17 protein-coding genes are annotated in these 21,160 nt (G+C 70.4%); 9 read left to right on the forward strand and 8 right to left on the reverse strand.

Annotated elements, in window-relative coordinates; translation table 11 throughout:
• Window positions 1–22: 22 nt before the first annotated feature.
• Window positions 23–940, reverse strand: a complete 918-nt coding sequence (locus tag HLI28_RS08310) for an NAD-dependent epimerase/dehydratase family protein (RefSeq protein WP_171247053.1) — start codon at window positions 938–940, stop codon at window positions 23–25.
• Between the two features lie 194 nt (window positions 941–1,134).
• Between HLI28_RS08310 and HLI28_RS08315 the strand changes: the two genes are divergently transcribed.
• Genes HLI28_RS08315 through HLI28_RS08325 form a run of 3 tightly spaced genes read left to right on the forward strand, consistent with a single transcriptional unit; the run spans window position 1,135 to window position 5,416 of the window.
• Entirely contained in the window at window positions 1,135–1,518 is a 384-nt protein-coding gene (locus tag HLI28_RS08315; RefSeq protein WP_171247054.1) for a cold-shock protein, read from the forward strand.
• 14 nt (window positions 1,519–1,532) lie between these two features.
• On the forward strand, window positions 1,533–2,381 hold the full coding sequence (locus HLI28_RS08320) for a DUF3027 domain-containing protein (RefSeq protein ID WP_171247055.1): 849 nt from the start codon (window positions 1,533–1,535) through the stop codon (window positions 2,379–2,381).
• Window positions 2,378–5,416 carry a sacsin N-terminal ATP-binding-like domain-containing protein gene (locus HLI28_RS08325; RefSeq protein WP_171247056.1) on the forward strand — a complete coding sequence of 1,013 codons (3,039 nt, stop codon included), beginning with the start codon at window positions 2,378–2,380 and terminating at the stop codon, window positions 5,414–5,416. The genes HLI28_RS08320 and HLI28_RS08325 overlap by 4 nt, the downstream gene beginning before the upstream one ends.
• Window positions 5,417–5,449: 33 nt before the next feature.
• Here the strand turns inward: HLI28_RS08325 and HLI28_RS08330 are convergent, their stop codons facing one another.
• Window positions 5,450–5,692 carry a DUF2530 domain-containing protein gene (locus HLI28_RS08330; protein WP_171247057.1) on the reverse strand — a complete coding sequence of 81 codons (243 nt, stop codon included), beginning with the start codon at window positions 5,690–5,692 and terminating at the stop codon, window positions 5,450–5,452.
• Between the two features lie 102 nt (window positions 5,693–5,794).
• On the opposite strand from HLI28_RS08330, the gene HLI28_RS08335 reads away from it, so the two are divergent.
• From HLI28_RS08335 to HLI28_RS08350, 4 genes are all read left to right on the forward strand, one after another.
• Entirely contained in the window at window positions 5,795–7,249 is a 1,455-nt protein-coding gene (locus tag HLI28_RS08335) for an NCS2 family permease (RefSeq protein WP_171247058.1), read from the forward strand.
• 100 nt (window positions 7,250–7,349) lie between these two features.
• Entirely contained in the window at window positions 7,350–9,236 is a 1,887-nt protein-coding gene (locus tag HLI28_RS08340) for a glycosyltransferase family protein (protein ID WP_171247059.1), read from the forward strand.
• A 14-nt stretch (window positions 9,237–9,250) separates the two neighbouring features.
• Window positions 9,251–10,501 (forward strand): UDP-N-acetyl-D-mannosamine dehydrogenase, encoded by a 1,251-nt coding sequence (gene wecC / locus HLI28_RS08345; RefSeq protein ID WP_171247060.1) that lies wholly within the window; start codon window positions 9,251–9,253, stop codon window positions 10,499–10,501.
• Entirely contained in the window at window positions 10,501–12,633 is a 2,133-nt protein-coding gene (locus HLI28_RS08350) for a glycosyltransferase family protein (RefSeq protein ID WP_246246549.1), read from the forward strand. The genes wecC and HLI28_RS08350 overlap by 1 nt, the downstream gene beginning before the upstream one ends.
• 314 nt (window positions 12,634–12,947) lie before the next feature.
• Here the strand turns inward: HLI28_RS08350 and HLI28_RS08355 are convergent, their stop codons facing one another.
• The 4 genes from HLI28_RS08355 to HLI28_RS08370 are packed head-to-tail and all read right to left on the reverse strand — an operon-like array spanning window position 12,948 to window position 17,494.
• On the reverse strand, window positions 12,948–14,459 hold the full coding sequence (locus tag HLI28_RS08355) for a DUF6270 domain-containing protein (RefSeq protein ID WP_171247061.1): 1,512 nt from the start codon (window positions 14,457–14,459) through the stop codon (window positions 12,948–12,950).
• On the reverse strand, window positions 14,456–15,598 hold the full coding sequence (wecB, locus tag HLI28_RS08360; protein WP_171247146.1) for a non-hydrolyzing UDP-N-acetylglucosamine 2-epimerase: 1,143 nt from the start codon (window positions 15,596–15,598) through the stop codon (window positions 14,456–14,458). The genes HLI28_RS08355 and wecB overlap by 4 nt, the downstream gene beginning before the upstream one ends.
• Before the next feature lie 26 nt (window positions 15,599–15,624).
• Window positions 15,625–16,566, reverse strand: a complete 942-nt coding sequence (locus HLI28_RS08365; RefSeq protein WP_246246551.1) for an ABC transporter ATP-binding protein — start codon at window positions 16,564–16,566, stop codon at window positions 15,625–15,627.
• Entirely contained in the window at window positions 16,553–17,494 is a 942-nt protein-coding gene (locus HLI28_RS08370) for an ABC transporter permease (protein WP_171247063.1), read from the reverse strand. The genes HLI28_RS08365 and HLI28_RS08370 overlap by 14 nt, the downstream gene beginning before the upstream one ends.
• A 129-nt stretch (window positions 17,495–17,623) precedes the next feature.
• Here HLI28_RS08370 and rfbB point away from each other — a divergent pair, with 129 nt between their 5' ends.
• Window positions 17,624–18,619 carry a dTDP-glucose 4,6-dehydratase gene (gene rfbB, locus HLI28_RS08375; protein ID WP_171247064.1) on the forward strand — a complete coding sequence of 332 codons (996 nt, stop codon included), beginning with the start codon at window positions 17,624–17,626 and terminating at the stop codon, window positions 18,617–18,619.
• Between the two features lie 4 nt (window positions 18,620–18,623).
• On the opposite strand, the gene HLI28_RS08380 is transcribed toward rfbB, so the two are convergent.
• The gene (locus HLI28_RS08380; RefSeq protein ID WP_171247065.1) at window positions 18,624–19,244 is read right to left on the reverse strand and encodes a dTDP-4-dehydrorhamnose 3,5-epimerase family protein; all 621 of its coding nucleotides are present in this window, start codon (window positions 19,242–19,244) and stop codon (window positions 18,624–18,626) included.
• Window positions 19,245–19,289: 45 nt separating this feature from the next.
• Between HLI28_RS08380 and rfbD the strand changes: the two genes are divergently transcribed.
• Complete coding sequence (gene rfbD, locus HLI28_RS08385) at window positions 19,290–20,213, forward strand: dTDP-4-dehydrorhamnose reductase (protein WP_171247066.1); 924 nt, start codon at window positions 19,290–19,292, stop codon at window positions 20,211–20,213.
• Here rfbD and rfbA read toward each other — a convergent pair.
• Window positions 20,186–21,049 carry a glucose-1-phosphate thymidylyltransferase RfbA gene (rfbA, locus tag HLI28_RS08390; protein ID WP_171247067.1) on the reverse strand — a complete coding sequence of 288 codons (864 nt, stop codon included), beginning with the start codon at window positions 21,047–21,049 and terminating at the stop codon, window positions 20,186–20,188. The two genes, rfbD and rfbA, sit on opposite strands and share 28 nt — an antisense overlap.
• Window positions 21,050–21,160: the final 111 nt, after the last annotated feature.

Genomic DNA, 21,160 nt, shown 5'->3' on the forward strand with positions numbered 1-21,160 from the left:
ATTTCATGCCCACAGCGCGACGTCAGTCGGCGGCCGTGGCCCGGCACACCTCCGGCCACGGGGTGGGGGCGATCCCGAACCGCTCCTGGGCGGCCGTCGAGTCGAGCACGTACGGCCGCTCCCACTGGTAGCGGAGCTCCCGCAGCTCGCGCACCAGCGGGGAGAACCAGGACGCCACCGCGAGGACGGGCCCGCGCAGCGCGCGGACCTTCACGGGGCCCTGCCCGACGGCGGCCAGCGCGTCGGTGACGGCCTGGCGCTGGGTGACGGGCGGGTTCGACGGCACGTGCCACACGCGCCCGTGCGCGTCGGGGTCGGCGGCCGCGGCGACGAGGGTGCGCGCGACGTCGCGCACGTCGGTGAAGGTGTGCGGCTGGTCGACCCGGCCGATCATCCCGACGGCGCGGCCGCGGCGGGCCGCCGGCAGCACGCGGGAGAGGTGCCCGTTGTCCCCGACCCCCGGACCGGCGTAGTCGGAGCCGCGCACCTCGACGGCGCGGAGGCGGCCGGCCCGGTGGGCGTCGAGGGCGTCCGCCCACATCCGGGCGCGCAGGCGACCCTTGTGGTCGGTGGCGGCGTCGGGCAGGTCCTCGGTCATCGGGCCGTCGACCGGGCCGTAGGGGTAGAGGTTGCCGGTGATCGCGTACGTGGCGCCGAGCCGTTCGGCACTGGTCAGCAGCGAGGCGGCCAGCGGGGGCCAGATCTCGTCCCACCGGGTGTAGTCGGCGGGGTTGGCGCAGTTGTACAGCACGTCGGTCTCCCCGGCGGCGGCGCACAGCGCGTCGGGGTCGGCGGCGTCGACGGCGACGTGCCGGACGCCGGCCAGGCCGGTGTCCCGCCCGGAGCGACTGGCGACGGTGACGTCTTCGCCGGCGGCGGCGAGCAGGGCGGCGACCTGGTGGCCGACGGCACCGGCCCCCACGACGAGATGACGGGTCATGACCGACGCTCCAATCCGAGAGCGGTGCTCTCCCCGGTGTGCTCAGCGTGGCACGGCCGGGCGCGGCGTGCCCCGGACCGGAGGGGGCGGACACCGTCGTCCACGGATGCGACGGGCCCGGCCCCACGCCGGTACTCTGGGACATTGCCCGGCACCCGTCGGGTCAGAGCAACGACGAGCACGAAGAGGTTCAGGTGCCCACCGGCAAGGTCAAGTGGTACGACGCGGATCGCGGTTTCGGTTTCATCGCCAGCGCCGACGGCGGTGAGGTGTTCCTGCACGCCTCCGCGCTGCCGGCCGACGTGCCGAGCCCGAAGCCCGGTACCCGCGTCGAGTTCGGCGTCGCCGACGGGCGCCGCGGGCCGTCCGCCCTGTCGGTGCGGGTCGTCGACCCGCAGCCGTCCGTGGCGAAGGCGAAGCGCAAGCCGCCGTCGGAGATGGCCGGCATCGTCGAGGACCTGATGCGTGTGCTCGACCGCACGGGAGACCAGCTCAGGCGCGGCAAGTACCCGGAGGGCGAGGCGGGCAAGCGCGTCGCCACGATGCTGCGCGCCGTCGCCGACAACCTCGATTCCTGAGAGCGAGACGAATCATGGCATCCGCCGAGGCGCCCGCGAAGGCCCGCCGCGTGAGCTCGCGCGCCCGCAACGACGCCGTCCTGCTGGGCGCCGTCGAGCTGGCGCGCGCCGCGGCGCTGGAGGTCGCGTCCGGACCGGACGACGTCGGCGAGCACCTCGGGACGGTCGCCGAGGGCGAGCGGCTGATGTCCCACCGGTTCGCGGCGGGGATGCGCGGCTACCAGGGCTGGCACTGGACCGTGACGGTGGCCCGCGTCCCGCGCGGCCGCACGGCCACCGTCTGCGAGGTCGAGCTGCTGCCGGGCGACGACGCGATCCTCGCCCCGGCCTGGGTGCCCTGGTCGGAGCGTCTGCGCCCCGGGGACGTGCGCCCGGGCGACAAGCTGCCGTTCCGCGCGGACGACCCGCGCCTGGAGCCGGGCTGGACGCCGACCGGTGACGAGGAGCAGGACGAGGTCGCGATCGAGGAGCTCGCGCTGGCCCGCCAGCGGGTGCTGTCCCCGCAGGGCCGGGACGAGGCCGCCGAGCGCTGGTACCGCGGCTCGCAGGGCCCGACCTCCCGCGGGGCGGTCGCCTCGGACGCCGAGTGCACGACCTGCGGGTTCCTGGTGCCGCTGCAGGGCCCGCTGGGCCAGCTCTTCGGGGTGTGCGCCAACGCGTGGTCGCCCGACGACGGCAAGGTCGTCTCGCTGGACCACGGGTGCGGGGCGCACTCCGAGACGGACGTGAGCCGGCGCCGCAGCGAGTGGCCGGACCCGGACCCGATCATCGACGAGTCCACGGTCGAGCAGGTGGACCTGGGGACGCCGGGTCCGGACGAGCCGGACCGGTCCGACGAGCCGGAAGGTGACGAGCGCGCGTGACGACAGACGTCTTCGGGACCGCCGCGCTGCGGCACGCGGTCACGGAGGCGTGGCTCGGGTCCGCCACACGCTTCCGTGAGGACGCGAACTCGGAGGAGGACCACGCCCGCGGTCACTACCGGGACCGCGTCGTGGTCGAGCTCCTGCAGAACGCCGCCGACGCCGCGGCCCGCGCCGGGGTCCCCGGCCGCGTGGAGATCGCCCTCGACACGAGCACGCGCGTGCTGCGCGTGGCGAACACGGGCCACGCCCTGGATACCGACGGGGTGGCCTCCCTGGCCTCCCTGCGCGCCTCGGCGAAGGACGGCGCCCCCGGCGAGGTCGGGCGGTTCGGCGTCGGCTTCGCGGCCGTGCGCGGCGTGTCCGACGACGTCACGATCAGCTCGCGCGACGGCGGTGTGCGGTTCGACCTGGACGAGACCCGCACCGCGCTGGCCACGCTGACCTCGGGTGACGTCGGCCCTGACCGGCAGCGGCTCGCGGCCGACGTCGCGGGGCGCGGCGACGACCTGCCGGTGCTGCGCCTGCCGTTCCCGGCGCCCGCGCTGGACGCCGGCTCCGCCGCGGACACGGTGGTCGAGCTGCGGCTGCGCGACACCGCCGCGGTGGAGGCGGTGCGCCGCCAGCTCGCCGAGCTCGACGACGTGCTCCTGCTGGCGTTCCCCGCTGTCGACCACCTCTCCGTCGTCGTCACGACACCCTCCGGCACCGAGGACGAGCACACCTGGGACCGTTCGGCCCGCACGGCGGCCCCGCAGCTCGGCCGGAGCGGACGGTTCACCGCCGCGGACGTCGCCGACCTGCCCCGCGAGCACCGGCGCCCGGACTGGTCGCTGGTCTGGACCCTGCAGGAGGGGCGGCGCGTGCTGCACGCCCCCACGCCCACGGACGTCGTCATCGACCTGCCCGCCGTGCTGCTCGCGACGTTCCCGGTCGACGCCGGACGCCGTCGCGTGCTGCCCGGCCCGGCCACCGACCGGCTGGCCGCCGAGGCGGGTGCCGCCTACGCCGAGCTGCTCGGCTCGCTGGCCGCGGACCGCGCCACGGACCCGGCCGCCGCGCCGAACCCCCTGGACCTGGTGCCGACCGGCCTGCCCGGCTCCGAGCTGGACGCCGCGGTGCGGGAGTCCGCGACGGCGGCGCTGCGCGGCACCCCGCTGCTCGGCGCCTCCGGCACGGAGGAGGGCGGTGCCGCGCTCGAGGCGCCGCAGGACGCACTGGTCGTCGCCGGTGACGCCGGCGGTGACGCGGACCTGGTCGCCGCGCTCGCCCCGGTGCTGCCCGGGCTGGTGCTCGTCCCGGCACGGCACCAGGCGACGGTGCGCAGTCTCGGCGCGACCGCCGTCGCGCTGGCGGACCTCGTCGACGACCTGCCGGCGGGGCTGCCCGCCGCCCGGTGGCACGACCTGCTGGACTCGCTGGCGCCGTACGCGAACGAACCCGGGGTGCTGGAGTCGCTCGCCGGGGCCCGTGTCCCGCTGGCGGACGGTCGCGTGGCCGGGGTGCGCAGCGCCGTCGTGCTGCCCGAGGGGTCGGTGGACGACGGCGACGAGGCCTCCCTGGCGGCCACGGCCCGGGTGCTGGGCCTGCGCGTCGTCCACCCCGACGTCGCCCACCCGCTGCTGGTGCGCGCCGGCGCGGTGGCGACGGACGCCCACCGGATGCTGCAGGACCCGGAGGTCCGCCGTGCCGCGCTGGACGCCGCCGAGGCGGTCCTGGACGGCGACGGGGACGACGGCGCTCGTGAGGTCGTCGCGTCGGCGCTGGCGCTGGTGCGGCTCACCGGGGGAGCGGACGCCCCGTTCTGGACGGGTGAGCTGCCCGTGCCGACGGCCGACGGCGAGCTGGTCGCGCTGCGCGAGGCCACGCTGCCCGGGACGTGGGCGGCCGAGGTGCTCGACGGTCTCGCACCGGTCGGTGCCGAGTACGTGGCGCGCTACGGCGCCCCGGTGCTGACCGCGGCCGGTGCCCGCACCGACCCGGACGTCTACATCGTCCCGGACGTCATCACCCCGGACCCGGACGAGGCCGACGACGACGGCGGCCCGGACGACGCCGCGGGCTGGCTCGGCGGGTGGTCGGACTACCTGCGGCTGCTGACGGCGCGGTTCGGTCCCGGCGTGGCCGTCGGCGACCTGGTGGCGGTGGCCGACCTGGACGCTGTGGCGGACGACGCCTGGCCTCGGGTGCTGGCCCGGCTGGCCGGCGACCCGGACACCCGGCGTGCCCTGCTGACCCCGGTCCGGCGCGGACGGGCCGCGGCGCCCTCGTACTCGGCGTGGTGGTTGCGCGAGCGGTTCGGCGCCCCCTTCGCCCTGCACGACGGCGTCCCGTTGCTGCCGCCCGAACCGCGGGCGGTGGCCGGGCTCGACGTCGCGGTGCGGCGCGCCCTGGGCGGGGCGGACGCCCTCGGCGATCTCGACCCCACGGACTGGCCGGCCGCGCTGGACCGGCTGCCCGCGGTCGGCTCGCCGCTGCCGCTGCGGGACGCCCTGGTGGTGTGGCGCGGGCTGACGAGCCTGGCGGAGCGGCTGGACGCCGCGGACCGCTCGACGGCGCTGGACCCCCTGCCGGACCGTCTGCCCGTGCTCGACGCGAGCGACGTCGTCGTGCAGCCCGCCGAGGACGTCGTGGTGGCCGGGACCGCCCGCTGGGCGGCGCTCGGCGCCGTGGTGCCCGCCCCGGAGAGCGAGGCCGAGGGGCTGGCCGAGCTGCTGGACCTGCCGCTGGCGGGTCAGGACGGGCTGCCGTCCCCGGACCAGCTCGGTACCGAGCAGGAGCTGGACCCGCGCCTCGCGGTGCTGGACCACCGGCTGCCGGCCGTCTGGTTCGAGCACGAGCGGCTGTCCGTGGCGGGCCGCCCGGTGCCGTGGTGGGTGGACGCCCAGGGGCGCGTGCACGCGACGTCGCCGGCCGGGCTGGCCGCCGGGCTGGCGGACGTGCTGGGCCGCCCGGACCGGGTGGCCCTGCTCTCGGCGGTGCTGCGCGAGCCGGAGCGTGCCGTGGCGCTCTGGGCGACGACCGCCTGGGGCTGATCCGCCGGCCGGCGGGAAGCTGACGGCCGGACGTCAGTCGCCGCGGTGGCGGCGGGCCCAGGGCAGGCCGAGCAGCCCGAGCACGATGCCGGCCCCGCAGACGATCACGACGTCGACCGGGACCAGGTCGACCGCGGCGAGCACGCCGGTGACCACCAGCGCCACCACCCAGCACGCGATCCCGAGGAGTGTGACGCGGGACAGGTCGATCGCCGGCGGCCCGGGCGTGGGACGGCGGCGTTCCGGGTGGAGCAGCAGCGTCATGACGGAGGGCACGGATCGATCGTACGTCGCGGCCCCGGAACGAGGTCGGCGTCACGCCCGAACTGTCCGGACCGTGTCCCGTCGACCGGCCCGGCTCTGGCACGATGTGTGCCCATGGCGAACCAGACCAGCGCGCCCACCGAGGGTCTCAGCGCGATCGACCGCTTCTTCCAGATCACCCAGCGAGGGTCGAGCATGGGGGCCGAGGTCCGCGGCGGCCTGGTCACGTTCTTCGCGATGAGCTACATCGTGGTGTTGAACCCGCTGATCATCGGCACCGTGCCGGACGGCACGGGGCAGTTCCTCGGGGGTGGCGACGCGCCGAACCTCGGGATGGTCGCGGCGGCGACGGCGCTGATCGCCGGCATCGTGACGATCGCGATGGGTGTCTTCGCCAACTTCCCGATCGGCCTCGCCGCGGGTCTGGGCCTGAACGCCGTCGTCGCCTACTCGATCGCCGGCCTGCCGGAGATGACCTGGGCGGACGCCATGGGCCTGGTGGTCATCGAGGGTCTGATCATCCTCGTGCTGGTGCTGACCGGGTTCCGGGAGGCCGTGTTCAACGCCGTCCCGGTGGAGCTCAAGACGGCGATCAGCGTCGGCATCGGCCTGTTCATCTCGCTCATCGGTCTGGTCAACGCCGGGTTCGTCGTGCCGGGTGACGGCACCCCGGTGGCGCTCGGCAACCTCGCCACCTGGCCGATGCTGGTGTTCGTCGTCGGGCTGATCCTCACCATCGTGCTGTGGGTGCGCCGGATCCGCGGTGCGCTGCTCATCGCGATCCTCACGGCGACCGCGCTGGCCGTGGTGCTGGAGAACACGCTGAGCATCGGCGCCAAGGCGCCGGACGGCTCCAACCCGAACGGCTTCAACCTCAACGCCCCGGCCTTCTCCGGCGTCGTCGAGGTCCCGGACTTCGGGCTCCTGGGCCAGTTCTCGCTGCTGGGGTCGTTCGACAAGATCGCGGCGGTGTCGGTCGCGCTGCTGGTTTTCTCCCTGCTGCTGGCGGACTTCTTCGACACGATGGGCACGATGGTCGCCGTCGGGGCGGAGGCGAAGCTGCTCGACGAGAAGGGCAACCCGCCGCGGACCCGCGCGATCCTGGTGGTCGACTCCTTCGGTGCGATCGCCGGTGGTGCCGGCTCGGTGTCCTCGAACACCGCCTACGTGGAGTCGACGACGGGTGTCGGCGAGGGCGCCAAGACCGGGTTCGCCTCGGTGGTCACGGGTGTGGCGTTCCTGCTGGCGACGTTCCTGTCCCCGCTGGTGGCGCTGGTGCCCTACGAGGCGGCCGCGCCGGCGCTGGTGCTGGTCGGGTTCCTCATGATGGCCCAAGTCGCGGGCATCAACTGGCGGAACATGGAGATCGCCATCCCGGCGTTCTTGACGATGATCATCATGCCGTTCACCTACTCGATCGCGGACGGCATCGGGGCCGGGTTCATCGCCTTCGTCGTCATCAAGCTGGCGCTGGGCAAGGTGCGGAGAATTCACCCGCTCATGTGGGTGTCCTCCCTGCTCTTCGTCGTGTACTTCCTGCTGGAGCCGATCCAGAACGCCCTCTCCTGACCGCTTTGTGACCGCCTTGTGACCAAGGACGTACAGAACGCGCGCCGGGGCAGATAACATTTGCCCCGGCTGACGATGGACGAGCGGTAGCGGGAGAGCGATGGGCGTGCGGCAGGCGAGGTGGTGGCGGACCGCACGCAAGGCGCTCTGGCACCTGCGGCACGGCGGACCGCAGCAGGTCCGGGTCTTCCTGCGTCGGCAGCGCATCCTCGGTGACCACGCCCCGCGGGGCGCGACGGCGACCGACACCGGACTCGTCTATGAACCGTGGACGACGCCGGAGCGCCCGCCGGCCCGTCACCTGCGCGTCGGCGTCGTCCTCGACGACTTCTCGCGCCTCGCGTTCGGCTCCGAGTGGGACCAAGTGCTGCTCAAGCCGTCCACGTGGGCCGAGCAGCTCGACGGTCTCGACCTCGTCTTCGTCGAGTCGGCATGGGCCGGCAACGGCGGCGCCTGGAAATTCCACCTCACGGGTCCGACGGCGCCCCGCCCGGCCGTGACGGAGATGCTCGCGGCGTGCCGCGAGCGAGGCATCCCGACGGTCTTCTGGAACAAGGAGGACCCGGCGCACTTCGAGGACTTCGTCGACACCGCGCGGCTCTTCGACCGGGTGTACACGACGGACGTCAACCGGCTTGCCGCGTACCGCGAGGCGCTGGGCCACGACCGCGTCGGGGTCCTGGCGTTCGGTGCGCAGCCGGCGATCCACAACCCGGTGCGCCGGCACGGCGCGGGCCCGCAGCGGGACGTCGCCTTCGCGGGGACGTGGTTCGCGCACAAGTACCCGGAGCGGCGTGAGCAGATGCACCTGCTGCTCGGGGGTGCGCTGGACGTCTCTCCGCGGATGGAGCGGGGCCTGGAGATCTTCTCCCGGTTCACGGGACAGGACGAGCGGTACGAGTTCCCCGAGCCGTATGCCTCGCGGGTGGTGGGATCGCTCCCGTACCCGCAGATGCTCACCGCGTACCGCGACTACAAGGTGTTCCTCAACGTGAACTCGGTGGTGGACTCGCCGAGCATGTGTGCGCGGCGCATCTTCGAGATCACCGCGTGCGGGACGCCCGTCGTCACGACGCCGAGCGCGGCGACGGGCGAGTTCTTCCCGGGTGATGAGGTCTTCGATGTCTCCACCCGGGACGAGGCCGCCTCGACCGTCCGCGCCCTGGTCCGTTCGCCCGAGCTGCGGGACCGTGCCGTGCACCGGGGGCAGCGACGCATCTGGCGCGAGCACACCTACGGTGCGCGGGCGCAGCGGGTCCTGCACGACGCCGGTCTGGCGGACTCCGCCGTCGTGCCGCGGCCGCGGGTGACCGCGCTGGTCTCCACGAACCGTCCGCACCAGCTCGACCACGTGCTGCGCTCGGTGGGGTCGCAGGAAGGCGTCGACGTCCAGCTCGCCCTGCTCACCCACGGGTTCACCGAGGACGAGAACGCGCTGCGGCTCCGCGCCAAGGAGGCGGGCGTCGAGGACCTCGTGCTGCTGCAGGCCGGCCAGGAGGTGCCGCTCGGCGCCTGCCTCAACCGGCTGGTCGACGTCGCCGACGGCGACGTCGTCGCCAAGATGGACGACGACGATCTGTACGGCACGCAGTACCTGAGCGACCAGCTCTACGCGCTCGACTACGCGGCGGCCGACGTGGTGGGCAAGCAGGCGCACTACATGTACCTCGAGTCCCAGGACGCGACGCTGTTGCGGTTCGCCGAGCGGGAGCACCGGTACACGGACTTCGTCATGGGCCCGACGATCGTGGCGCGTCGGGAGCTGGCGGCCCACGTCCGCTTCGCCGAGACGCCGACGGGGGAGGACACCGGCTTCCTGAACGCCGCGGCCGACGCCGGTGCGCGGATCTACTCCGCCGACCGATACAACTTCGTCCAGATGCGGTCCGGGGCGGGCCGGCACACATGGACGGTGACCGATGCCGAGCTGCTCGCGAGCGGTGACGTGGCGTTCTACGGGCGTGCCGAGCAGCACGCGATGATCTGAAAAGGAATCTGTACATGGAGATCAACACCGTCGGTGTGGTCGGCCTGGGCTACATCGGCCTCCCGACCGCCGCGATCCTCGCGTCGAAGGACGTCAAGGTCGTCGGCGTGGACGTGAACCCGGCCACCGTGGAGGCCATCAACCGGGGCGACGTCCCGTTCGTCGAGCCCGACCTCGCGACGTACGTGAGCGGCGCGGTGCAGCTCGGCACCCTGCGGGCCACGGACAAGCCCGAGCCGGCCGACGCCTTCATCGTCGCGGTGCCGACGCCTTTCCAGGGCGATCACGAGCCCGACCTGTCGTACATCCAGGCGGCCGCCGAGGCCGTGGCGCCGGTGCTCGACGGCGGCGAGCTCCTCATCCTCGAGTCCACCTCGCCCCCCGGTGCCACGCAGCAGATGGCGGACTGGATCCTGGCTGCGCGGCCGGACCTTTCTCTCGATGGCTCCGACGACCGCCCGATGATCCACGTGGCACACTGCCCGGAGCGAGTACTGCCCGGCCGCGTCATGATCGAGCTCGTCACGAACGACCGGATCGTCGGCGGCCTGACGCCCGCGGCAGCCCAGCACGCCAAGGAGCTGTACTCGGTGTTCTGCCAGGGCGAGATCCTGCTGACGGACGCGGTCACCGCCGAGATGGCCAAGCTGGTCGAGAACTCGTTCCGCGACGTCAACATCGCGTTCGCCAACGAGCTCTCCCTGATCGCCGACCGTCTGGGTATCGACGTGTGGGAACTGATCGAGCTCGCCAACCACCACCCGCGCGTCAACATCCTGCAGCCCGGGCCTGGCGTGGGCGGTCACTGCATCGCCGTGGACCCGTGGTTCATCGTGGACGCGGCACCCGAGCATGCCAACCTGATCCGCACGGCCCGCGAAGTGAACGACGGGAAGCCGGAGTGGGTGACCGACAAGGTGCGCCAGGCCGTTGCCGATGTCCAGTCACCGACGATTGCGGCGCTTGGCCTCGCGTTCAAGGCAGACATCGACGACCTGCGTGAGTCCCCAGCACGCAGGATCGTCGCCGAACTCGCCGATCAGAACCCGTCGGCTCGCATTCTCGTGGTCGAGCCTCACGTCGATGCACTCCCGCCCGAGCTCGCCAACCGTCGCAACGTCGAACTGACCTCGTTGGCTGAGGCGACGGGCTCTGCTGACGCCACCGTCGTCCTGGTCGATCATGCGGTGTTCAAGGAGATCCAGCCGCACGACCTCGGTCTGGACCGCACTTGCGTCATCGACACTCGGGGGGTCTGGCGCTGATGGTCCTGCCCCAGCCCTTCGCGCGGCGCAAGACACAGGTGGCCGTGCTTCTTGCCGTCATGTGCGGCGTGGCGGCTGTCCTGGTCCGTGCCGCATACCCGCCGCTGGCGATCCTGCTCGGTCTGGTCGCTGGCGCTCTTGGCCTCGTCGCCATGAATCGGATCGCCACACTGACTGCACATCGCATCCGCGCTTTTGACCAGAAGCTCAACCTCATCGTGAGGAATCAGCGAGACATCGCCGGTACGGTCGGCCGCAGCGCGCCCATCATCCGGTCGATAGCGGCACACCGGCATGAGTCGGTGAAACCGTCGGGCGACAAGCCTTTGACCACCAAGAGCAATCCGAACAAGTTCGCTTCCATCCTTGAGGAGGCGACGGCCCTGGCGCCGGTGACGCGTGAGCGTCCTCGGTGGAAGGAACTTCGCGTCGCGACGATCCTCGATGAGTTCTCGTCCTCGGCCTTCGCGGCGGAATGGACTCAGCGACCGATCGGCAGGGAAAGCTGGCGCCGGGACTTGGACGAGTTCGGGCCTGATCTGTTGTTCGTCGAATCCGCCTGGCACGGCAACGGACGCGACTGGTCCTTTCAGCTCGTCGGTCCCACGGCGCCGCGACGGGAAATCGTGGACCTGGTTGCCGAGTGTCGCCGGCGCGGTATCCCGACGGTGTTCTGGAACAAGGAGGACCCTGTCCACTTCGAGGAATTCCTCGACGCGGCCCGACTGTTCGACGTCGTTCTGACCTCTGACGGCAACATGGTCGACGCCTACCGGCGCGAGCTCGGGCACGACCGAGTCCACCTGCTCCAGTTCGCAGCGCAGACCGCGATCCACAACCCGATTCGTGACCCCAAGCTGCGGCACAAGCGCGACGTCGCCTTTGGCGGCATGTATTTCGCGCACACGCACGAGGCCCGCAGAGAGCAACTCGATCTACTTCTTCGGGCGGCTGAGAAGGCTAGTGCAAAGATGGCGGCGGGGGGCCTCGACATCTTCTCCCGTCAGCATGGCGGCAACGAGCGCTATCAATTCCCGAAGCCCTTCGATGCGCGAGTCGTCGGTGGACTTCCGTACGAGAAGATGATCGGCGCCTACCGACTCTACAAGGTGTTCCTGAACGTGAACACCATCGTCGACTCACCGACCATGTGTGCGCGTCGGGTCTTCGAGATCACCGCGAGTGGCACGCCGGTGGTGAGCACACCCAGCCCTGCTCTCGAGGCAACCTTCGCCGACGACGAGATTGCTCAGGTCCACACTGAGGAAGAGGCGACGTGGACCTTGCGCCATCTGGTGCGCAACAAGACGGAGCGGGACCGGATGGTCCATCGGGGTCAGCGACGCATCTGGGCCCACCACACTTACTCTCACCGGGTTTCTGAGATCGCCGATCGGGCTGGCGTCCACCGCGTCGCCGGTCGGCCTGCGCTGCCGCGCGACCGTACGATCTCCGTGCTCGCACCCACGATTCGGCAGGCGCAGCTCGACCACATCCTGTCGACGTTTGCTCGCCAGAAGAATGTCGATGCCGAGCTGCTCGTCATGACACACGGGTTCGAGGTGGGCGAACGCGACTTCAAGGAAGCCTGCAACCGGCACGGTGTCGACAACGCGAGACTCTTCTCGGCAGCTGCCTCCCAGACTCTCGGGTCGTGTCTGAACACCCTGATCGACGACGCAGAGGGCCAAGTTCTCGCCAAGATGGACGACGACGACTTCTACGGTGACCACTACCTCGCTGATCAGGTCGCGGCGATGTTCTACTCGGGTGCCGAGCTCGTCGGCAAGGAGGCGGTGTACCTCTATCTCGAGGCGCAGAACGTGACGCTTCTCCGGTCGCCGGAGCGTGAGCACCGGTTCACCGAGTTTGTCGCTGGTCCGACCCTGGTGGCGGACGCCGACCTGCTGCGCCGCTACCGATTCGCCGACGTGACGCGTGGAGAGGACTCGCGCCTGCTCCGAGCGCTGAAGGCAGATGGCGTCCACGTCTACTCGTCTGACCGGTTCAACTTCGCCCAGTTCCGGAGCATGAACGGCGATGGTCACACGTGGAACGTTCGAGACCTTGAGCTGCTCGCGGGCTCCAACATCGCCGGGCACGGGTGGCTGGTTGACGAGGTCAGCTGCTAGGCGCCCCGTCAACAGGGCGGACCGAGCCCCGGTGCGTCAAACCGCACCACACCGGTGGTTGGCCACCGCGTATCGAGCCGGGTTCGAGAACCCGCGTACGGTTCGGATCTCGAACCCGGCTCTAGGCGCTCTCGGCGTTCCAGGGCGCGTCCTGCAAGTGTCAGGCCAGACACGCCGTGGAAAGCTATCCCGGCAATCCTTCGGATGAGAACGTCGATCCGCTTCCTGACAGCGTGCTCAGCACCGCTTTGTGGATGCGGGAGCGGCCTGCTGGCGAGTGCCATGGCCACTGATCGTGGCCATGGCGCCGCCTGCTATCCGGTGATTTCCTGCAGTCGTTCGACGAGAGTCTTCGGTGTCCACGGCGAGTACGGGCTCTTCGGGTCGCTGAACAGCGACACGGTGGAATTCGACTGAGAGATCCGATCTCCGTCGTTGAGGAGTGTCAGGAGACCAGGGATCACACGGGTTCGTGCGGTGGGGCCTGCCGTGTTCGCGGAAGCGAGGAGGCGCACGGGCCGCGAAGGGGGCGACAGTTGTGCTACTTGCGGGTGCTCAGCCGATAGGCCGTAGTTCCCGGCGTGCGCGAGGACAGTTTGAACCGATTCGCTGTCGCTGGTGTTCCACAAGAGGTCCGGATTGTGCACAAGTATCGGCGAGTCCGATTCGAGGCCGCAGCGGACTGCTGAGTATCCCATGGGGCCGGTGCCGGCGAAGATGAGTGGTGATTCTCCAACGCATTCGCGAACCGTGTCGATGATGCGCCGGGTCCCGGCACCGTGGCGGCCCCCGATGCCCCAACCGAACGTGAGATCAGGGTGGTCGGTGAGGGTGGGATCTGCGATGCGGACGTAGTTCGTTCCGTTGTCAACGAGCGCGTCCCTGAAGGGCCAGTCCGCCGTGAGCTCTCGGACGCTCTCCAGATAGACGAGAGTTGGCTTCTGTGGATCGGTCACATGCGCCTCGTGGAGGACGTTGGTGCTGCTCAACGACGACCCTTGAGCGTCCGGGGGCGTATCGGCATCCGCCCGGAGTTCCGTCCCCGACGGGGTATCGCTGGTCACGGCCGAACCTGGGGCGTTGCTCCACGGATCGCGGCCGTCTCGACCTGTCAGGCTCCGGGTGACATCCAGGTAGACGCTCGTCGAATAGTGGAACGGAGCGTTGCCCCATGGGTGGTCCGGCTTGGACCGGACGAGGTCGGAGTTCACATCAATCAGGCGTGCCCCTACTGTGCTCGCCGCGTAGTCGACGTAGGAGCGCATGACCGGGTTGATCTGCGACGCAGACATGCCGAAGCTATCGGGGGTCGGTGTGCCGTCTTCCGAGTAGCTTGCCCAAGGGATTCCGAGCAGCGCAATCGCCGTGCGAGGCATGTACTCGTGGAAGAGCTTGGCGACCTCGGAGATTCCGGTCGACCAGTACTGAAGGTGGAGGTCGGAGCCGAAGGGGATGTGGTGCGAGCCGTGGGGCAGGTGCTGCTCGGCGCCGGACTCGATGAGCTCGACCGAACGGGTGATGACGGATCCGTCGGGCAAGACGTAGACGCCTAGCCGCTCGTCCGTCAGATCCATCAGGACGAGGTCGATGTCTTCCAGCGAAGCGATCGTCTCTCGCAGACTGGATGAGAAGTCATCCTCCACGACCCGCTGCTTGAACCGCGAATCGAGTGCCGGCGGAGAAATCAGCTCGACCGGCTTGGTGTAGGCGCTGATCGCCGACTGCCGCGCCACGTAATGCACGAGCTCGAACTCTGCAGGGTCGAGAAACTCGAAGGTGTCACGAGAGACGCATGAACCGTAGATGAAGACACGCGTTTTCCTCATGATGCTCCCTCGGTTGACCAGTCGGGCTCGCGAGTTCCGGTCTCGGTGAGCTCGGCGATCGCTGCCGTGGATCGCATCGCAGCGCGTCCGTCGCCGTACGGGTTGGTCGCGCGGGCCATCGACTCGTAGGCGGCCTGGTCCGCGAGCAGAGCCGAAACCTCTGCCACGATCCGGTGCTCGTCGGTGCCGATTAGCTTGACTGTCCCGGCGTGGACGGCCTCCGGCCGCTCGGTGTTCTCGCGCATGACGAGGACGGGCTTGCCGAGACTGGGAGCCTCTTCTTGAACGCCCCCGGAGTCCGTCAGGACGACAGTGGCGAGAGCGAGCATGCGGGTGAACTCGCCGTAGGCAAGGGGCTCGGTCACGGTAACGTTGTCCAGACCGTCCAGCTGAGGGAGTATCGCGTCACGCACGACGGGGTTCCTGTGCGCCGGTAGGACGATCTGCATGTTCGTGAACGATCGTGCCAGGCGTGCGAGGGCACGGCCGACGCCTTCCATCGCGCCGCCCCAGTTCTCGCGACGGTGTGTCGTGACCAGTAGGACGGGCCGCCCGGAGTCCGCGAGGTCCTCGAGCTCCGGGTCGGAGAACGGGGTCTTCTGCTCGACGGTCATCAGGAGAGCGTCGATGACAGTGTTGCCCGTCACAACGATGTCCTCGTCGGCCACGCCCTCGCGCAGCAGGTTCTCCTTGCTGGTGGCGGTAGGGGCGAGGTGAAGCGCCGCGATCTGTGACGTGATCTTGCGGTTCGCCTCTTCGGGGAACGGCGAGAGGATGTTCCCCGATCGCAGGCCGGCCTCGACGTGGACGACCGGAATTCCACGATGGAACGCGGCGAGAGCGGCCGCGGTCGACGTCGAGGTGTCACCCTGGACCACCACCGCAGCAGGCTGCTCAGCCTCGAGCACCGGGTCCAGGCGCTCCAGGACCCGAGCCACGATCGTCGACAGCGTGGCGCCGTGCTCGAAGATGTCGAGATCATGGTCCGGCCTGATGTCGAAGATCTCGTTGACCTGGTCGAGCATCTCCCGGTGCTGGCCGGTCACGACGGTGACGGAGTCGAGGACGTCGCTCGCCTCCAGCGCCTTGATGACGGGTGCGACCTTGATCGCCTCCGGGCGTGTGCCATAGACGGTCATGATGAGGGGGCGCTGTTTCACGGCGGCTACTTTCCCTGAGCTCTCGGTGGGGCGGTCTTGCTGCTGCGGACGTGGCGAGGGGTGTACAGCCGGGGCTGCACGCTCTCCTCCACCTGGACGTAGGTCTGCTCGCGTTCGGAGAAGGCCGTCTCGATGATCTGCTTCGCCTCCTCGGGCTTCTCCTTCGCGACGGCCCAGGCCCACTTGCGGTAGCGGAGCGCGACGTCCTGCGCAGGGCCGTCGAGGACGAGGCGGCCGTGGTTGAGCCAGATGGCCCGGGTGCAGGTCTCTTCGATCGTCTGGGCGGCGTGACTGACCAGGAACACCGTTCCGGCTCCTTGCCGGAGTCGCTGCATGCGCGCTTCGCTCCGCTCACGGAAGGCAGCATCACCCGTCGCCAGGGCCTCGTCGATCAGCAGGATGTGCGGATTGGCAGCGGTCGCGATGGCGAACCGCAGCCGGGCTCCCATGCCGGAGGAGTAGGTCTTCATCGGCAGGTAGATGGATTTGCCGAGGCCCGCGAGCTGCGTGACGTCCGGCACGGCCTCCTCGGCCTGCTCGGGGGTCAGCCCCATTGCCAGGCAGCCGAGACGGATGTTCTGCTCGCCAGAGAGCTCCGGTACCAGTGCGGCGTTCACGCCGATCAGCACGGGCGTGCTCTCCGCGAGAACCCGTCCCTTGGCGGGGTTCTCCAGGCCGGCGATGATGCGCAGCAACGTGCTCTTGCCGGAGCCGTTCTGGCCGACGAGCCCGATCTGTTCCCCGGACTTGGCGACGAAGGAGATGCCGGACAGCGCGCGGACGAGCACCTTCGGGTCGTTGCCGAACACCGTGCGGCCCACCCGCTTGACGAAGTTGGCTCCGCGGCGGCGTTCGGCAGCGTCAGTCGACGGCACGCGGTAGCGCACATGCACGTCCTGGACAGCCACCGTCGCATGGGCGAAGGGATCGATCTCAGGCCTGGCCATAGGACTCCTCCCCCTGCCAGAAGAAGAGGAATCCGATGGCCAGCGAGCCGACTGCCCAGGCCCCGAGCCCGATCCAGGTCCCCGCATCGGGCACCGTGGCGTACAGGAGACAGTCCCGTGCCGCGTCCAGGACCATGTACATCGGGTTGGCTTCCATGATCCCGACGATCCAGGGGTATTCCTCGAACCGGTCGATGGAGAAGAACACCGCCGAGGCGTAGAGCCAGATGCGCATGCCGACGCCCAGGAGTTGAGCGATGTCCGGGATCACGGTGGTCATCCGCGCGAAGAGCAGAGCGAGGCCCGTTGCGAGCATCACCTGGAGGGTAAGGACGACAGGGAAGAGCAAGGCCGCCGCCGTCCAGTCCTCGTCCTCGGGTAGCAGGCCGATGATGAGGAGCATGGCCGCGAGCGTCGGGATCAAGTTGAGGATGCTCCGCAGCACGACCGAGATCGGCAGCGAGGCGCGGGGGAACGTGAACGCGCGGATGAGGTTGCGCCCGCTCTGGATCGACTTCGCACCGTTGGTCACGCACTGCGTCGTGAACTGGAACAGGAAGACCCCGATGACCAGGTAGCCGAGAAAGTTCTCGATACCCCTGCTGGTGTTCAGGATGAGGCCGAAGATCAAGTAGTAGGCGAGGCCGTTGAGGACGGGGTTGATGACGAGCCAGGCCTGGCCGAGCAGGGTCTGGCGGGTTCCGCTGGTGACCTTGGCGCGGGCCTCGGCCCACAGGAAGTGTCGACGGCCCCAGAGCTGGCTCAGGTACGTCGAGATTGGTGGACGCGCTCCGACCTGTGTGAGACGGTCGGTCGACACGACCTCGAGCGCCTTCTGCTGCCCCGTGAAGATCTCCTTGTAGAGATCCGCGACATCGGCCGATGTCGCGGACGACGTCGGCTGCGGTGTGGGGACCGGGGCACTCATCGCGTGCATCTTAGAGGGTATGGCGTGACCGGATCCCCTCCGATGCCGCCACGTGGTCAACGAGATGGTCACGATTCGCCCTCGGTCGACCGCTAGCCTGGCTCCACACCAGCAGTGAGGAGTGGACGCGTGCGGGTACTCGTCACCGGCGGCGCCGGCTTCATCGGCGCGAACTTCACCCTGCAGACCCTCCGGGACCGCCCGGACGCGGAGGTGACGGTGCTCGACGCCCTGACCTACGCGGGCGACCGGAGCTCGCTGGAGCCGGTGGCCAGGCGGATCGAGTTCGTGCACGGCTCCGTCACCGACGCCGACCTGGTCGATCGCCTGGTGGGGGCCGCGGACGTCGTCGTCCACTTCGCCGCCGAGTCGCACAACGACAACTCCCTCGACGACCCGTCGCCGTTCGTGCAGACCAACCTCGTGGGCACGTTCACGCTGCTGGAGGCCGTGCGCCGGCACGGCGTGCGGTTCCATCACGTCTCGACCGACGAGGTCTACGGCGAGCTGTCGCTGGACGACCCGGCGAAGTTCACGCCTGAGACCCCGTACGACCCGTCGAGCCCCTACTCGGCCACCAAGGCCGGCTCCGACCACCTGGTGCGCGCCTGGGTGCGGTCGTTCGGGGTGCGGGCCACCATCTCGAACTGCTCGAACAACTACGGGCCTTACCAGCACGTCGAGAAGTTCATCCCGCGTCAGATCACGAACCTCCTCGACGGGGTGCGGCCCCGGCTCTACGGCGCCGGGCTGAACGTGCGCGACTGGATCCACGTCGAGGACCACAACACCGCCGTGTGGGCGATCATCGACCATGGCCGGATCGGCGAGACCTATCTGATCGGCGCGGACGGCGAGAGGAACAACCTCGAGGTCGTTCGGACGCTGCTCGAGATCTTCGGCCGCGACGCCGACGACTTCGACCACGTTCCCGACCGCCCCGGCCACGACCTGCGGTACGCGATCGACGCGACCACGCTGCGCGACGAGCTCGGCTGGACGCCCCGGTACACCGACTTCCGCGCCGGCCTGGAAGCGACCGTCGACTGGTACCGGAAGAACGAGGCGTGGTGGCGGCCGGCCAAGGCCGCGGCCGAGGCGCGGTACGCCAGGACCGGTCAGTGAGGGATCAGCGGCGCCGCAGCGTCGCCAGGTAGTCCTCGACGACCTCGACGGCGGGCAGCAGGCCCTGCTCCTGGGCCTCGGCCAGCGTCGGCGCCGCCGCGTCCTTGTCAGAGAGCTGCAGGGTGATCGGTGACCCGTCGCGCGCCGTCGTCGGCCACGTGATCCCGATCGCCGGGTCCAGGGGATGCACCCCGTGGCCCGCCGCCGGGTCGTATCCCGACGAGCACAGGTACATCACCGTCGAGTCGTCCTCCAGGGACAGGAAGGCGTGGCCCAGGCCCTCGCCGACGTAGACGGCCCGCCGGTCGACGTCGTCGAGCAGCACGAAGTCCCACCGGCCGAACGTCGGCGACCCGACCCGGAGGTCGACGACGACGTCGAACACCGCGCCGCGGGGGCACGTGACGTACTTGGCCTGGCCGGGCGGGACGTCGGTGACGTGGATGCCGCGCAGCACGCCGGCTGCCGAGACCGAGCAGTTGGCCTGCTGCAGGTCCAGCTCGTGGCCCAGGTGATCGGCGAACGTCGACGCCTTGAACCACTCGAGGAAGACGCCGCGCGGGTCGCCGTGCTGGCGGGGCGTGATCTCGTACGCGCCGGGCACTCCCAGCTCACTGAACTGCACGGACGGCCTCCCGGTGTCGATGGTCCCGCCCCTAGGATGCTACGCATGGCTCCCGTCGATCGGGCCCAGCGTTGGGCCGTCCTGGGTGCGGGCGGCATGCTCGGCCACGACCTCGTCGACGTCCTCACCGACGCCGGTGTCTCGGTACGGGCGTTCACGCACGCTGACCTGGACATCACCGAGGCCGACGCCACCCGCCGCGCGCTCGCCGGGATCGACGTCGTCGTCAACGCCGCCGCTTGGACCGACGTCGACGGCGCCGAGACGCACGAGTCCGAGGCGATGGCCGTCAACGCCGTCGGCGCCGCTCACGTCGCCCGGGCCGCCCGGCTGGCCGGTGCGCGACTGGTCCACCTGTCCACCGACTACGTGTTCGACGGCCACCACGCCGCCCCGTATCCGGAGGACGCGCCCACGGCGCCGGAGTCGGTCTACGGCCGCTCCAAGGCCGCGGGGGAGCGGGCCGTGCGCGACGAGGCCTTCGACCACCTGATCGTGCGCACCGCCTGGCTCTACGGCGCGCACGGACACTGCTTCCCCCGCACGATCGCCCGGCTGGCCGCCGAGCGTGACCGTCTCGCGGTGGTGCACGACCAGGTGGGCCAGCCCACGTGGTCCCGAGACTTGGCCGAGCTGATCGTGCGGCTGGTCGCCGCCCGGGCACCGGCGGGCACCTACCACGGCACCGCGTCCGGCCGGACGTCGTGGCACGGGTTCGCGCGACGCGTCCTGGCGGCCGCCGGGTCGTCGGTCCCGGTCGACCGGGTCCCGAGCGCGGCGTTCCCCCGGCCGGCGCGCCGCCCCCAGTTCTCCGTGCTCGGCCACGATGCGCTGCGCCGGGCCGGGGTGGAGCCGATCGGGGACTGGGCGGACCGCTGGGACGTCGCCGCGCCGTCGGTCCTGGCGGGGATCGCCGACGTGCGCGGGGCCCGGGAGGTCGGCTATCCGTCGAGCAGCGTGAGCAGGTAGGTGCCGTAGCCGGACTTCACGAGCGGCTCGGCCCGCGCGCGCAGCTCGTCGTCGGACAGGAACCCGCGCCGCCACGCCACCTCCTCCGGGGCGCCGATCTTGAGGCCCTGGCGCTGCTCCACCGTCCGCACGAAGTCGCTGGCGTCGATGAGCGAGTCGAACGTGCCCGTGTCCAGCCACGCAGTGCCGCGGGGCAGCACCTCGACGTGCAGGCGCCCCTGGTCCAGGTAGTGCCGGTTGATGTCGGTGATCTCGTACTCGCCGCGGGCCGACGGCGTCAGCCCCTTGGCGATCTCGACCACCTCGGCGTCGTAGAAGTACAGGCCCGGCACCGCGTACCGCGACCGCGGCCGGGCGGGCTTCTCCTCGATGGACTGGGCGATCCCGTCGTCGTCGAACTCGATGACGCCGTACGCCGTCGGGTCGGCCACGCGGTAGGCGAAGATCGAGCCGCCGTCGACGTCGGTGAAGCGCTGGAGCTGGTCGCCCAGGCCCTGTCCGTAGAAGATGTTGTCGCCCAGCACGAGCGCGGCCGGCCCGCCGGCGAGGAACTCCTTGCCGAGCACGAACGCCTGCGCCAGCCCGTTCGGCTCCTCCTGCACGGCGTACTCCAGCGAGATGCCGAACTGCGAACCGTCCCCGAGCAGCCGCCGGAACTGCTCGGCGTCGTGCGGGGTGGTGATGACGAGGATGTCCCGGATCCCCGCGAGCAGCAGCGTCGACAGCGGGTAGTAGATCATCGGCTTGTCGTAGACGGGCACGAGCTGCTTGCTCACCCCGAGCGTGATCGGGTGCAGCCGCGTGCCGGACCCGCCGGCCAGGATGATGCCGCGCATGGTGCCGATGATGTCACGCGTGATCTCACGAATACCTTCACGTCCTCTGGAATTCGCCCACTCCTGGAAGCGGACGGACGCGCGCCCGTTGGTAGCGTCATTCCTGCTTGC

Source organism: Isoptericola sediminis, from assembly GCF_013085345.1.
GTDB classification, from domain to species: Bacteria; Actinomycetota; Actinomycetes; order Actinomycetales; family Cellulomonadaceae; genus Isoptericola; species Isoptericola sediminis.